The following is a 14,723-nucleotide window of genomic DNA, read 5'->3' as shown; positions in this document are numbered from 1 at the left end:
GCAATATCTGCTTGGTTTGGGTTGAAAATAATAATGATATTGCGAATTTGTTACATTTGAAGCTATGATGATGCCTTCATATTTAAAGGAAACATCATGACTACCTCATCGCAAGGCTGGAGAACGCCGCAAAATTTCCTCCTGTTAATTTCCATTATCGTGCCCATTGCTTTTTCTACCTGGATGGCGTTGTTGAACAACTTTGTTATCGAGAAAGCGAACTTTGATGGCGCTGATATCGGTTTACTTCAAAGTGTTAGGGAAGTACCTGGCTTTCTAGCTTTCACTGCGGTATTCGTTTTACTTTTTATCCGTGAACAACGCTTTATGCTCGTCTCTTTGGCGATGCTTACGCTTGGTACGGCATTAACAGGTTATTTTCCCACTTTATACGGTCTACTTTTTACCACCTTGTTAATGTCCACCGGTTTCCACTACTTTGAAACACTAAAGCAGTCTTTGTCTTTACAATGGCTATCGAAAGAAGAAGCCCCGGAAATGTTGGGTAAATTTATTTCTGTTGGGGCTTTGGCTTCTCTGTTTACCTACGGTGTGATTTGGGTTTCGCTCGAACAGCTCAAACTTGATTTTAAAACGGTCTACTTAATGGCTGGTGGCCTAGGTTTTGTGCTTATTTTGGTGATGGCATTTGCTTTCCCTCAATTTAAAACAAAAGTGCCTCAAAACAAGAAACTCATTCTGCGTAAACGTTACTGGTTGTACTATGCGCTCACGTTTATGAGTGGTGCTCGCCGTCAGATTTTCACTGTTTTCGCTGGCTTCTTGATGGTAGAGAAGTTTGGCTACTCTGCCGCAGACATTACCTTGCTGTTTTTGATCAACTATGTCTTTAACTTCTTGTTTGCGAAGCGAATCGGCCGCTTCATCGGCGTTGTTGGTGAGCGTAAAGCGCTGATGTTTGAGTACGTCGGTTTGATCTTCGTATTCGTCGGTTATGGTTTGGTGCAAACCGCGGAGTGGGCTGCTGCATTGTATGTTGTCGACCATTTGTTCTTCGCGCTAGCGCTTGCTATCAAAACCTACTTCCAAAAAATTGCTGATCCTGCCGATATGGCGTCGACCGCTGGGGTTGCGTTTACTATTAACCATATTGCGGCGGTTGTGATACCCGTTACGTTTGGTGTGATTTGGCTGGTTTCTCCTGCTAGCGTATTTTACATCGGTGCAGGTATGGCGGCTGTGAGCTTACTGCTGTCACTCAATATTCCAGCGAAGCCAGAAGAGGGCAATGAGACCCGCTTATTAAAGTGGAGCTAAGTTGGTACTTACTATCTAGTAATAGAAGCTAATTACTGTTAACAGCTTTATTGACTTGGGTGCTTAGGCACCCTTTTCTTTATCCTCATGTTGTTTCTTCTATGGTTGTACATATCTGTTGGGTCCGTTAGGGTTTTATACCTAAGTATGTTGAAATTACTCGGGTACAACATGAGTCGAAACACTAAGGAGGGTTTTACAGTGCAGGTACATGGCAGGGAGTTGGATTTAGATCTAGGAAACCGTCACGTCGTTATTCAACGTCGCTATGAGGCGTTAGGTGCTGCCAACGATCTGCTCATAGCTATTTGGTTTTTAATTGGTAGCTTTTTCTTTTTGAATGATTCGTTGATTGAAAGCGGGACTTGGCTGTTCATCGTAGGCAGCGCGCAGTTGATCATTAAGCCCCTGATAAAACTGATGAGTTTAGTTCATGTTGGTCGCTTAAATAAGCAACTTTCTGGCACATCAACGAGCCGCTGAAATTACACGCCTATTTTGAGCACCTGCAAGCAAGAGGCTAATGAGCGGGTTATCGAGGAGAAAGAGGGAAACATAACGTGGTCACAACACTAACCACGTTATGTTCAGTTTGAAGCTTTAGAATTTAAAACGGATACCAGAACAGTTGTGTGTCCATAACACGCTTGCTGATCGCAGCAATCACTATCACGGCAATCCCCGCCATGCAGATCATATCGGCTTTGGTAAGTGGTTTTAGGCTGTACCAAGTGCGAGATGAGTGACGACCAAAACCACGTAGCGTCATCGCGTTTGAGATTTGGTCTGCTCTGTCCAAACTAGAGAAAATCAGAGGGCCAAGAATCTTCGCCACGTTCTTCATACGAGTGAACAACGGAGCCTTCTTACTCAGTTCTACTCCGCGTGCTTGTTGCGCGTGCATGATGTTAACAAAGTCCTTTTTCACTTCCGGCAAGTAGCGCAGCGTTAAGCTCACGGCATAGGCGATTTTGTAAGGTACACCTAAGCGGTTCAAGCTGGCTGAAAACTCCGTCGGGTGAGTGGTAAATACAAACACCAACGCGATTGGGAACATGCTGAAGTACTTCAACGTCACTGTTACTAGGTAAAACAACGTCTCTTGAGTGAGCGAGTAATTACCGGGTAACGAGAGTAAAGCCGTTGATGAGCCCATGAACTCAGTACCTTGTTGCGGCGCTAACGCGAACATAAACAGGGCATTGATCAGTAATACCGTGCCTGTACCGAATAACAGCGGTTTGTAGACATGAAAGGGCACTTTGGTCATTTTCAATAAGCCTAAACCAAGCACGATCAACAGCGCGATGATTCGCAAGTCAAATGTGGTCAATACCACCGTTACCCAAGCAATGAAAAGCAAGAACTTAGTAATGCCATTCAACTTATGAAGTGGCGATTGGGTATCGATGTAGTTGATACCAAACTTCATCTTATTGTTTTTCATGCCACCGCTTTCTCTGGTTGGTTTACTTCGCTGCTTTTTTGTTGGCGGTGCGCTTTTTCTACATTGATAAAATGCTGCATAAAGCCATTGGTGTCTTCGATGCCAACTTTCGTAGCCAACTCAAACAGACTTGTTGTGGTGAGGTTTGCTTGGTCTAGTAGCTCTGGACTGCTGAATACCTGCGTCATTGGTGCATCCGCGACTAATTTACTGTCTGCAATCACGATAGAGCGTGTGGTGTATTCCAGTACTAAATGCATGTCGTGGGAGATGATCATCACGGTTACGCCCAACTCGCGATTGAGCTTTTCGATGAAACTCAGCATAGACGTGTAGTTCCGGTAGTCCTGACCTGCCGTCGGTTCATCAAGGATCAGAAGTTCTGGTTCCAAGACCAAAATTGACGCAATGGTTACGCGCTTTTTCTGGCCGTAGCTCAATGCTTCGATTGGCCAGTGACGGTATTTGCTCAAACCGCACAGCTCAAGGACTTCAAGTACTTTAGCTTCGATTTGTTTCTCTTCAATGCCACGATTACGGAGGCCGAAGGCCACTTCGTCGAAAATCATGTGATGGGAAATCATGTGATTCGGGTTTTGCATCACCACGCCCACTTTCTGGCTGCGCTCGAAGATGGTCAGTTCGTTAAGATCTTGACCATTCATGCTCATTGAGCCGCTATCCGCTTCAATAACTCCCATAATCAGTTTGGTGATGGTCGATTTACCCGAGCCATTTTTGCCAAGTACAGAGACAAACTCGCCACGCTTGATGTCAAAACTCACGTCTTCTAACGCGTTTTTCTCACCGTCGTAAGAATAGGTGAGGCCACGGACTTCAAGCAAAGTCTCGGCTGGCGTTTTAGGTGGTTGTGCTGTTGAACCATCAAACCATGCTTGTACTGCTGGTTTATATTGCTCCAACGGTAAGGTAAAGCTAGAAGGTTTTGCATCGCCCTCAATCGCGCAGCCTGCTTCTTTCAGAGCCGAAATATAAAGCGGTTCGCGGATGCCGTAATCTTCTAGCAGAGGCGACGCTAAAATTTCATCTGGCGTTGTATCGGCAATGATTTCGCCGCTTTCCATCAAGATAATACGGTCAACTGAGCGATGCAGAACGTCCTCAAGACGATGCTCAATGATTACGATGGTTTTGCCTGTTTCGCGGTGTAGCTCATCGATGATCTCGATGGTTTTTTTACCCGTTTTAGGGTCAAGCGCAGCTAGTGGTTCATCAAACAAAAGGATATCGACGTCATCGACGAGAATGCCCGCCAAAGAAACACGCTGTTTCTGCCCGCCAGATAAATCGTGGGGAGAGCGATCTAACATCTGTTCCAAGTCGACCATTTTGGCCGTGGCTTTGACCAATGGGTACATGTCGATGTTAGAAGTTAGCTGGTTTTCCAGCGCAAATGCGATGTCTTCGCCAATGCTCAAACCGACAAATTGGCTGTCCGTATCTTGGAGTACGGTGCCAACTTGCTCAGTGTATTGGTGCATGTCGAAAGGGGCGGTGTCTTGACCATTGATGGTCAATGTTCCACTGGTTTCCCCTTTGATTGCGTGTGGGATCAGTCCGTTAAGACATTGCCCAAGGGTAGATTTACCACTACCACTTGGACCGATAATGACGATTTTCTCTCCTTTCTCTATCCTTAGATTGATATTTTTTAGCGTCGGTTTGTCCAGCGACTCATATCTAAAAGAGAAGTTAGAAAATTCGATTGTCATTCGACATTAAGCCTCTGTTAAGTTACGGCTTTGCTTGTTACGTTTAGCGACAGACTTAAGAATGAAGAAGCCAACAATAGCAATAAGAATGGTGTTACCGATCGCGATAATAGAAAGCTGGGTAAACACTTTAGTGAACGGTTCTGCGTATAAAATCGTGTCGAGGAATGCAGAGCAACCGTAACCAAATACGTTGCCTAATAGCGCAAGTACTACGAATAACGCGAAGTCTTTCATATTGAAATCGCCTTTCTCTAAACGGTAGCGCGTTAGAGAAGGGAATAGACCGATAATCAAACCAACAATACCTGAACCAAGTACCCAAGTGAGCCATACGCCCCAACCTGCGAATAGGTCAGTGACCCAGTGGCCAATAAAACCAACCAAAAAGCCAACAAGTGGGCCAAATAGTACTGAGAACAATGCTAATACTGCCATGGCTGGTTTTAGCGTTGTGTTTGCAAACACAGGGATGCCAAACATAGGTAAGCCACCGATGCCGTAAAGAGCAGCACCGATTGCAATAACCACAACGGTTTTAGCAGAAAGATTCATAGATAACCTCAGTTCAATGGTCGATTTTAAAGAACGTTCATTTATATTGTTGGAAAGCATTGGTTATTTGATTGTGTAACATATATACAAAACAACCAAGTTGCTTATTGTTTGCTCTATTTTTCTTCAGGAAATGTGTGATTTGATTCACGTATCCCTTTGACTGGCTTTGTTTTTTAGCAAGCATTAAAAATAAGGCGCGCATTATACAGAATATTGATAAAAGTGGGAATGCTATCTGTCTGGATGGCTAGAATGAAATCGGAGGCTGATTGTCAGCCCCCGATTACACTTTCTGATACTATTTTCATCGATAAATGAATGAGCTAGCTGTTCATTAATGGTCTAGGTACAAATAGTTCTGCCAGCTCTTCATGCGAATCAGCACTTTGCGCATCACTGACACGTGAGTAAAGCTGTCTGAGTAAACGGCGACTTCAACCGCGGTACCCATTGGTAGGTGGTATTCGCTCAAATCGTCCGTGATTTTCAGCTTCGCAAATACACGTCCGCTTGTGCGCAGGGCATCGGTACCAAGCAGAGCACCTCTGGCTTGAATTTGGCTTTCACCAATGGCTGGAATCACGTCGATGACTTCGCCACGGAATACCTTGCCCGGTATCGCACGGAACATAAACTCCGCTTCAAAGCCTGCCTTCAAACGTTGTAGCGAGTTTTGTCTGAACGCAGCGGTGTACGTAATGTCTTCGGTATGCACGAAGGTCATTGCAGGGGCAAGCGGCAACGGCACAGCCATCACACCTGGGCGCAAAGCCAATTGCGTAACGTAACCATCGGTTGGCGCACGAACGACGGTTTGCTCTAGGTTAAACTCTGCTTTACGCAGCTCAGCGAGAAGTTGCGCGACTTGGGTGTTTTCACCGCCGATTTCCGACTCTAATGCGATCTGTGCTTGCTCTTGCTGCAAAATGGCAACGTCTAGCATGGCTTCTGCCGCTTTGTACGCTTGGCGTCGAGTATCTAAATCTTGTTCCGTAAATGCGCCGCGATCAAAGCCCCTTTGATATCGGCTAAATTCTCTTTGTGCTTTATCTCTATCGGCTTGCGCTTTCAAAACCGCCGCTTCTGTTTCTCTCAAGTCAGACTCTAAACCCAGCGCGCCTTGGCTTGCTTCTTTCACTTTCGCTTCAAGGCGTGCGACTTCCGCTTCAAAAGGCACTGGGTCGATTTTGAAAAGAATATCGCCGGTTTTGAGCGGTTGGTTCGCTTGAACGGGCACTTCCACAACGCGGCCACGTACACCAGAGACGATAGGCGTAGTTGGGAACACTTGGTTACCTAACTGAGTAAATGGGTGGTTGTAGTTCATAAGAAGGACGAGTGTGCCCACCAACACAACGCCGCCAAGTACGGCTGTAGGTACGGTCCATTTGTTCAAAGGAATATTAAAGACTTTAAAAATGGCGATACAAAGGGCTGTATAAGTCAGAATCAGCAATAAATCCATTATTCGTCCTCTTTACTTTGTTCAGTCAAAGGCCTTTGCTGAATCTTTTGTTGTTTCAACATCGATACTTCGTTTTTGAGTTCGTTGACTTCGTCGATGAGCTCTTCAAGACGGTGATGAATGTCGTGAGTTTCTTGCTCAAGTTGTTTGAAGCCCCAGCCTCGCTCCTTGCGCCACAATGTTGCCCATATCCATAAAAATGGCCACAGTGCATGTAAAGTGAAAAGGCTAACCCAGCCTGCGTAATGAATTGCGTCTTGATGAGGGTGTTCGCGTTCTTTAGCAATTTCATACGGAATATCGTGAATAACGATAATCCCGTAGAAGATCACCAAAGCAACGAAGATGAGTAACCCAAGTGCAAAATAGTCTAGAAACATCTTACCTGCCTGTGCTTGTTACCTAATGGAAAATCTTACGTAAATGAACAGTTTAAGTATTTGTCTTAACTATCGTTCAATCAAGTTATTTTGTACTTGAATTATGTTTATGCGATATCCGTATCGATTGCTATTCGGGGACAATAAGAAGTGAAGGCGACTATATTCAAACTAAGTAGTAATAAAGGAAGGAATAGAGAATAAAAGCCACGGTTATGCCCCAAGTGAAGGTTGGGGCACGGTTTAAAGTTCGGTACAGACTTGGTTTCGGCCATTGGCTTTGGCGCGGTACAAGGCTTTGTCGGCGCGGTAGAAGGTTCGTTGGGTATTCTCTCCTTCTCGATGTAAGGTAATCCCGATCGATACGGTCAACCCCCGCTCGCCAAGAATATCGTCCCAACCATATTGATAAATGCGTTCGCGGTAATTCTCGGCATGCATTTCTGCCCGTTCTAGATTGCTATTCTCTAGAATGACAAGAAACTCTTCACCGCCAAAGCGAACGCAAGAAGCGCCTTTAAATTTGAAGTATCCTGCTAATTCTTGAGACACACGTTTAATCGCTTTGTCTCCAACAAGGTGACTGAGCTCGTCATTGATGGACTTAAAGTGGTCAATATCGATGACCATCAACGCAAATTCAGTATCGTGCAAAAGCAGGTCTTTGAGTTTGACTTCTAACCAACGTCGGTTGTGCAAAGAGGTCAGCGGGTCAGTAAAGACATCTTGCTGTAGTTGGGCGACCGTATTCTTATGTTGTTTGGTGGTTTCCTTGAGTTCTTTGTTTTCAAGTTCTGACAAAATGAGTTTGAGCTGTAGCTCAAAACGAGAAAGTCGACGTAATTGAGTGGAACCCAATTCACCAATTGGAATGTGTTTGACAAGGTCAGATTCAATGCGAAACGCTTTTTTTTCACAGTTTAATGCTTTCTGAAATAACCCTTGAGAAGCGTAAACTTGACTCATCGCGTTGTAAAAATGCTGAGCGACAAGAGGAGACGAGTGCTTCTGATTTCGCTTACCGATAGAGTCCAGCACTAAGTTGGCTAAAGAGATGTGTCCGACACCGTTTAGACAATATGCGGTCTCGATTTTGACCATCGTGGATAACCAGTACGTGGTAGCACTGCCCGTCGTATACTGGACATTAGAGATAGCAAGTAATGCGTTAGGGTAATCCTCTTGCAAACGATGCAGTTTGGCTCGGTAGAGATGAATTTGCGCAGCAAGGTTTTTATCACTGACGAGGATACTTAGCTCTTCACACTCACTCAATAATTCTTGTGCATCTGCGGTACGGTTCAAGCTGATGTAACAGGCAAGCATGTAAAGCTTGTAGCGCAAACGTAGGGAGCGACTGCTAATTGCGTGATCGATCGCATCGATTTTTTGGTAATAACGCAAGGCGCGATGGTGATCTCCATAGGCATCGCACAAATTGCCCATTCCAATAATAGCCAGTACGTACTCATCAATATAGCCATATTCGACGGCGATATTCGTTGCAGCAACATACTCGGTTAATGCTGCGTTGTAGTCACCTACTTCTACTAAACGATCACTCAAGCTTGCTTTTACAGACAGAATATCTTCTACATCGTCGGGTAAAACGAGCAACTCAAGGGCTTGTCGTAGTTCTTCGATGCTGTCGTTGAGCTGTTTAATTTCTCGTCGATACTCGGCACTAATGATATAGCAATGTGCTTTTTCTCGGTTCGTGGATGCAATATGTAACCCGATGTGCTCCCACAGCGTAATCGCTTCTTCACCAGAGACGGAAGAAGGATCGATGCCTGCGTCAGTAACCTTGCTAAGCAGTTGTTCCATGCTTCATTACCTCAATATAGCTTTCTTCGAGTTGCTCTAAAGTGAATGGGAAGGTCAGGATATCTTGCAAATACAGTATCGGTTTGGGACCTTTCAGCCCGCGACGTTTCCATGGATAGATGTCTAACATTGCCTGAACCGTACGATAGACATCTTCTGCTGCTTGACCTTTCTCTGCAATTAACATAGCTAGTCTGTCACTGGAAATTCGTGAGATGAGATCACTTGAGGTCGTCAATGCATGAACTAGCTCAGTACAAACATCGAGAAATTCGGGGTTTGCATGCTGAATCATAATGATCGCGTGGTTGGAGCGTTTGAGCTCTGTTTTAAACAGAACTAACTGTTCCCACCAGTAGGTCTCGGACACAACATTAGAAAACTGTTTTTCAGGGTCATATTCATGTTGAGAACGGATACGATTAATCAGCTTACGCGCTCGTTGCTCTAGCTGGCGTTTGGAGCCGCGTGCTTTATCCATACTGACTCGATGAGTCTGTTCTTTTAGCATTTTAAGTGCATGTTTACGGTATTTTTTAAACGCGTTAAACGCTGATTCAAAATCACCTTGCTCTTCAGCGACTCGAGATTGCTGAAAGCAGATCTGACTTAGTAGCTCGCCGTTGTCAAAACTAAGCGCGGACTCTTCTGCTGCGAGTAATAACTTTGCTGCACTATCCGTATTTTTGCGCAAGAGTTCGAGCCTTGCGCGGCTAATAAACGAGTGTGCCTTCATCCAAATTAGATCATGTTCAATAGCGAGTTTATGGGCCTTTTGTGTGGCTTCTTCTGCGGCATCAAGGCGTTCTAGCCCAAGTAGCGCTAGGCCTTTAAAGTCCCAGATCTCGGCTTGCCATGTGCTGTCATCATGATCTTTTAGTACTTCGGTTGCACCATCCAGCACAGTGAGCATTTCGACAAACTTATTCAGTAAGTAATAGTCCCAAGCCAACAGGATACGAGCTTTGCCTTCCAACCAAGCAATACGGACGTTGTTTGCCACTTTAACCGCCAACTCATGAGTGGAAGCGGCAAGTTGATGCTCATTTGTGATACGCCATACGTTGCCAAGCCCAATTAGAGATTCGATTTGAATTTCAATATCATCAACGAGGGCAGATTGTTCGAGTGCATTAATCCAATATTGTTGGGCTGAGTAATACTTTGCTTGTCCCCAATATTGGAGAGCAAATAAATGAAGAATTTCGGGCAGGTGGTCGTCGGTTTCAAGTTGGGTTTGCTTGCTGTAGGCGTCTTTGACTAGCTTTAAGCCTTGTCGGTAATCCATTAGGCACCAACAGCACTGCGCCATTATCAGCAATGCTCTGATTTCACCATCCACAAATAAAATTTGCTCCGCGCGGATACGGTATTGCTGCGCAATACTGAAGGTGTGTTCAGGGGCCGTTTTTATTTGGCCTTTAAGCTTTTTGAGCTCATCTTCTAGCTGAATTTGGTTTTTATCCAACGTTCACATCCATGACTATCGAACTGGAATTCACACCTAATATTAAGTGGTTAGATGCATGTTTTATTACCAAAACGATGCGGATAACGCTTTGGTAAACGATTAGGTGCCGTAATGTATACTGTCACAGCCCCTAATTACTACATCTAAATGCCAATAGTTACGATAGGAGCTGTTTGATGGTCAAAGGAGCATCAGTGACTTCTAGCCTTTGTGCGGCGGTAAGACCCTGCTTATCCTGATAGCACAAATTATGCCAAGCTCTGAATATATCTAAAAGAGGTAAAATTCCAGCAGGTCGTAATTTGCGACGTGGCTCGTTAATGAAGCTTTCGAAAAGGATCTGGAAGCGATTTTGATAGAACTGCACATGGCGAGTTGTTGCAACGTTAAACCATTTCTCGGGCTCATTTCTATCACCTGCAAGGTAGCAAATGCCTTTGTGGCTTTCGTCTTGAGTGGAGATCGCCCAGCGATCTCGCCACCAGCTCATATAGGCGATATCGACCTTGCCAAAAGGTGTGCTCATGTCCCAATTTGCGTCTTCTTCTACGTACATCAAGTCGACATTTTTCTCTTTAATTCGAGACAAACAAACGCTCAGTGCTGCCGAACGTAGTAGGGGGTCTTGAGGCATATATAGAGATACACGTTTGTTGGGGCAACACATATCAAGTACATGCAGGTAATGAGCGTATGATGTGTAAGGCGGACGAACTAATGCCCCTTTAGATGGGTAATGGAATACGGAAAGATTACCAAGAGGATCTTCCACGTTACCGCGAGCCAAAATGGTTTGGTATTTTTGGTCAATACGCTCACGCAGGAGGTTCGAAGGTTCCGCTGGCGGTTCACTTGCTTCCGCTGTGTACTCTTGGGAAACAAAACGAGAGACCTCGTCGTACGGGTTATGGTCTAGCGTGGCGATTGGCTCTTCATCAGCAGAATAGTTCACATGTTGACAAAGAATATAGCCTGAGTGCGCTTCACCGGAAACAATCCAGTAGACACCATTATTGCTGTTTGGCTGCAATGCAACATAGTTTGAGGCCAATTCATAGTGCGTTGCGTGGTTTACCCAACGAGCATCAATAGTGGCTAATTTACGGCGACAGCGACTCGCAATATGATCAACATGGTCGTAAAAGGTTTTCGGGTTGATACTGAGTTTTCGGCAGATCTCGCGTACAGAGTAACCAGTAAACAATAAGCCCATTAAATTCTCTTGGAATTGTAGCTTTTTGTTCGCGCCTGACCATTTATCAACAAAGGTACTTTGACACGCTTTACAACGGTAACGTTGACGATCACCACTGTAACCGAAAGCGTGGTAGAGGTGTTTATGTGTGTGGACGGATAGTCCAAAGTTCTCGCAATCATCATTGCGGCACGCAGGCAACCCGTCACTGTGGACGTGTCGCAGGCGATGAAGTTCGTTCACGACATCGCGATTGTTAAGTAAGGGGGGGAAAGCTCCACATTCACGGCATACCATCGCCGGACGTTTAGGGTTAGCATGTTGCAGAACGTAACGCTTTGCATCACTCAATCCAAAGTTGTCACACGCCAATGTTTTACAAAAGTTGAGTTGTAACCCATCTGCGTCTTTTGGCAGTTCGCCGTTAGACACAATCGCCCCCTCGGGATAATTCGGGCAGCCAGCAATAACTCTGGCTGCAAATTATTACTTACTACTTGTTCTTAGATGTTGATTGCGGTTTCTAGCGCAACTTTCATCATGTCGTTGAACGACTTTTGACGCTCTTCTGAGCTTAGTTTTTCGCCACGGATGATGTGGTCAGAAACCGTTAGGATAGTTAACGCCTTCGCACCTAGGTCTGCAGCAACACCGTAGATACCAGCCGCTTCCATGTCTACACCTAGGATGCCTAGTTTTTCCATCTTCTCGAAGATGTCAGCTTCTGGTGTGTAGAACAGGTCTGCAGAGAATACGTTACCAACTTTAACTGGTACTTGTTGAGCACGCGCTTGGTTTACCGCTTCTTCTAGAAGGCCGTAGTCAGCGATTGCAGCGAAGTCGTGGTTGTTGAAACGGATACGGTTTACTTTAGAGTCTGTAGAAGCACCCATACCGATAACAACGTCCATTAGGTTAACGTCGTCACGTACCGCACCACAGCTACCTACACGGATTACGTTTTTCACACCGTATTCTGCGATTAGCTCGTGTACGTAGATACAGCAAGAAGGGATACCCATGCCGTGACCCATAACAGACACTTTTTTGCCTTTGTAAGTGCCAGTAAAGCCGAACATGTTACGAACGTCACAAACTTGCTTCACATCTTCAAGAAACGTTTCTGCGATGTATTTAGCACGTAAAGGGTCGCCTGGCATTAGAACCGTTTCAGCGAAATCACCTGGTTGTGCATTGATGTGTGGGGTTGCCATAAGTGCTCTCCAAAGTTTTGTTTTGATAAAACGCCTCTAGTATAGAACGCTATTACCAATTCTGTTGAACTTGTTCGTTTTCGTTGAAGCAATAATATCGGGACGTACAGTAGCCCCTTGAGAGCTTAGTCACAAAAACCACGCTTTTAGAAACCATGAACATCATTGATAACTAAATCTGTTGAAAGCAAAAGAGCAATCGATTCGCTTTTGAGCGATTTGTCGATTGCGCGCACAAAATGGACTCTGAGAACATCAAAAACTTTTGAGAAAGCGCTGATCGAAATGCTCTTGAGAAGAGTAAAACGATTAAATTGTACAATTTATTTTCTTGTACAATCTGAAAAGCCTTGCTATAAGTTATACAACAAAACATTTTGTATAGGGATGCGTCATCATGGAATCTTCAATCAAAGTAGGTATCAGTTCTTGTGTTTTGGGTGAACGGGTTCGTTTTGACTCTGGTCATAAAGTAAGTAACTTTGTGACTAAAGAGCTCAGCCCATATTTTGACTTTGTTTCGGTATGCCCCGAAGTGGGTGTCGGAATGCCAGTGCCGCGACCAACAATTCGTTTGATTTCCGAAGAAGAGCGTGTAGCTCTAGTAGAAACTAAAAATCCAGAAAATGACCATACCGATAATATGCTTGCTTACTCTGCTAACAAAGTGGAGGAGCTAGAAAGCGAGCAACTTTGTGGTTACATCGTCTGTGCCAAGTCTCCAACTTGCGGTATGGAGCGCGTCAAGGTTTATAGCAAAAATAACGCAGCGAAAGAAGGCGTCGGCTTGTACACACAAACGCTGATGAAAAAAATGCCTTGGTTGCCCGTCGAAGAGGATGGCCGACTCAACGATCCTGTATTAAAAGAAAACTTTATTACCCGAGTATTTTGCTTGAACGACTTTTATGACTCGATGGACGGAGAGCCAACTCGAGGCAAAATTATCGATTTTCATTCGCGCTATAAGTTGACCTTGATGGCGCATCACCCTGAGTCATACCGCTCTCTTGGTCGTTTAGTTGCCGATGTCGCTAGCTATGAAATCGAAGAATTCTATCAAGAGTATCGCTTAGGTCTTATGAAGGCACTTGCGAATCGTGCTAGCCGAAAAAACAACACTAACGTACTAATGCATTTACAAGGGTATTTTAAGCGCGCTTTAACTAAAGACGAAAAAGAAGAATTAGCAACAGTAATTCATGACTACCGCACTGGTACATTGCCATTGTTAGCACCGTTGACATTGATTAAGCACTACTTAAACACTTACCCAGATGAGTATTTAGCAAAACAGAAGTTTTTAGAACCGTATCCGCAGGAGATGAGATTACGCTATGGTTTGTAGTTCAGAAGAAAAACTATACGCGATCCGAGACGTCGCGGAAATCACGGGTGTGAAGCCAGTTACGCTGAGAGCTTGGCAGAGAAGATACAATTTGATCCAGCCCCAGCGAACAGAAAAAGGGCACAGACTTTATCGACAGCAAGATCTCGATACGATTCGTGAAGTCCAGAGTTGGCTCGCGAAGGGGATTGCAATCGGTAAAGTAAAGGGACTTTTGGGAAAAAGTGCGGACGTAGAAGTCAACAATGAAGTTCGTACTCTCGAAGAAGTAGAAACCATGTTATCAGCACTGTCGAAACTGAATCGAGGCAAAGCGGAGAGCTTACTTGCCTCTGTTATCAAAGAGTATCCATTGAACTTGGTTATTGAACAATTTATTGACCCTGTATTTGACGCGCTGGAGATGGTCAAAGGATCGCTGAGATCGTTGCAGATGGGGTTATTTCAAACTTGTTTGATCACTCGTCTTGCCCTTGTTATCGACTCTGAAAACAAAGCCGCTTCCAAAGGGAAGTGCTTGCTTATCAGCTTTGAACAACATAGGGAAGCAGAGAGCTGGATTCAAGCGGCGAAGTTGTGTGAGCAAGGGTATCACACGACGTTGATCGACAAAGTTGATGATGTCTCTGGTTTACTGGAGCACGAAGTTGTTGATAGCTACTCGCTCATTTACCTGTTTTCCAATAAAGCGCTGGCAGCTAAGCAAGTGGAGTCCATCAAAATGCTTCAAACACGTTTTGGAGAACGTATTGGATGTTCTGAAGTGATTGAGAAACTGCACCTAACAGAGTAGACGAAACGAAGGAG

Annotated in this window: 13 protein-coding genes; 4 read left to right on the top strand and 9 right to left on the bottom strand. The window is 44.7% G+C overall.

From position 1 onward, the window contains the following. Positions 1 to 96 precede the first annotated feature (96 nt). Both ACWPOD_RS06020 and ACWPOD_RS06015 read left to right on the top strand, forming a co-directional pair. Positions 97 to 1,278 carry an MFS transporter gene (locus tag ACWPOD_RS06020; protein WP_048625376.1) on the top strand — a complete coding sequence of 394 codons (1,182 nt, stop codon included), beginning with the start codon at positions 97 to 99 and terminating at the stop codon, positions 1,276 to 1,278. A gap of 171 nt (positions 1,279 to 1,449) precedes the next feature. After that, positions 1,450 to 1,761: a YrhK family protein gene (locus ACWPOD_RS06015; RefSeq protein ID WP_043884592.1), complete on the top strand. Its 312-nt coding sequence runs from the start codon at positions 1,450 to 1,452 to the stop codon at positions 1,759 to 1,761. A gap of 124 nt (positions 1,762 to 1,885) precedes the next feature. Here the strand turns inward: ACWPOD_RS06015 and ACWPOD_RS06010 are convergent, their stop codons facing one another. The 9 genes from ACWPOD_RS06010 to deoD form a co-directional block, all read right to left on the bottom strand. Beyond that, entirely contained in the window at positions 1,886 to 2,725 is an 840-nt protein-coding gene (locus ACWPOD_RS06010; protein WP_193447765.1) for an energy-coupling factor transporter transmembrane component T family protein, read from the bottom strand. Further along, a complete protein-coding gene (locus tag ACWPOD_RS06005) occupies positions 2,722 to 4,458 on the bottom strand; it encodes an ABC transporter ATP-binding protein (RefSeq protein WP_456231674.1) in 1,737 nt (578 codons plus the stop codon). Before ACWPOD_RS06005 ends, ACWPOD_RS06010 begins: the two co-directional genes overlap by 4 nt. A gap of 6 nt (positions 4,459 to 4,464) precedes the next feature. Beyond that, complete coding sequence (locus ACWPOD_RS06000) at positions 4,465 to 5,013, bottom strand: ECF-type riboflavin transporter substrate-binding protein (RefSeq protein ID WP_005375133.1); 549 nt, start codon at positions 5,011 to 5,013, stop codon at positions 4,465 to 4,467. Positions 5,014 to 5,350: 337 nt separating this feature from the next. After that, entirely contained in the window at positions 5,351 to 6,481 is a 1,131-nt protein-coding gene (locus tag ACWPOD_RS05995) for an HlyD family secretion protein (protein ID WP_006741937.1), read from the bottom strand. Further along, entirely contained in the window at positions 6,481 to 6,861 is a 381-nt protein-coding gene (locus ACWPOD_RS05990) for a DUF3302 domain-containing protein (protein WP_006741936.1), read from the bottom strand. The genes ACWPOD_RS05995 and ACWPOD_RS05990 overlap by 1 nt, the downstream gene beginning before the upstream one ends. A 243-nt stretch (positions 6,862 to 7,104) precedes the next feature. Further along, the gene (locus ACWPOD_RS05985; protein WP_456231673.1) at positions 7,105 to 8,688 is read right to left on the bottom strand and encodes a diguanylate cyclase; all 1,584 of its coding nucleotides are present in this window, start codon (positions 8,686 to 8,688) and stop codon (positions 7,105 to 7,107) included. Then, positions 8,672 to 10,156, bottom strand: coding sequence for a tetratricopeptide repeat protein (locus ACWPOD_RS05980; protein ID WP_047009573.1), 1,485 nt, complete (start codon positions 10,154 to 10,156; stop codon positions 8,672 to 8,674). The genes ACWPOD_RS05985 and ACWPOD_RS05980 overlap by 17 nt, the downstream gene beginning before the upstream one ends. A gap of 160 nt (positions 10,157 to 10,316) precedes the next feature. Next, positions 10,317 to 11,786: a hypothetical protein gene (locus ACWPOD_RS05975; protein WP_005394913.1), complete on the bottom strand. Its 1,470-nt coding sequence runs from the start codon at positions 11,784 to 11,786 to the stop codon at positions 10,317 to 10,319. Between the two features lie 71 nt (positions 11,787 to 11,857). Beyond that, complete coding sequence (gene deoD / locus ACWPOD_RS05970) at positions 11,858 to 12,568, bottom strand: purine-nucleoside phosphorylase (protein WP_005394915.1); 711 nt, start codon at positions 12,566 to 12,568, stop codon at positions 11,858 to 11,860. A gap of 397 nt (positions 12,569 to 12,965) precedes the next feature. Here deoD and ACWPOD_RS05965 point away from each other — a divergent pair, with 397 nt between their 5' ends. Both ACWPOD_RS05965 and ACWPOD_RS05960 read left to right on the top strand, forming a co-directional pair. Continuing rightward, positions 12,966 to 13,916, top strand: a complete 951-nt coding sequence (locus tag ACWPOD_RS05965; RefSeq protein ID WP_301612471.1) for a YbgA family protein — start codon at positions 12,966 to 12,968, stop codon at positions 13,914 to 13,916. Next, positions 13,906 to 14,709: a MerR family transcriptional regulator gene (locus tag ACWPOD_RS05960; RefSeq protein WP_005394919.1), complete on the top strand. Its 804-nt coding sequence runs from the start codon at positions 13,906 to 13,908 to the stop codon at positions 14,707 to 14,709. Before ACWPOD_RS05965 ends, ACWPOD_RS05960 begins: the two co-directional genes overlap by 11 nt. Positions 14,710 to 14,723 lie beyond the last annotated feature (14 nt).

The organism is Vibrio sp. JZG120 (genome assembly GCF_053890955.1).
Note: the sequence above shows the minus strand (reverse complement) of the source record. Positions and strands in the feature narration are given on the sequence as shown.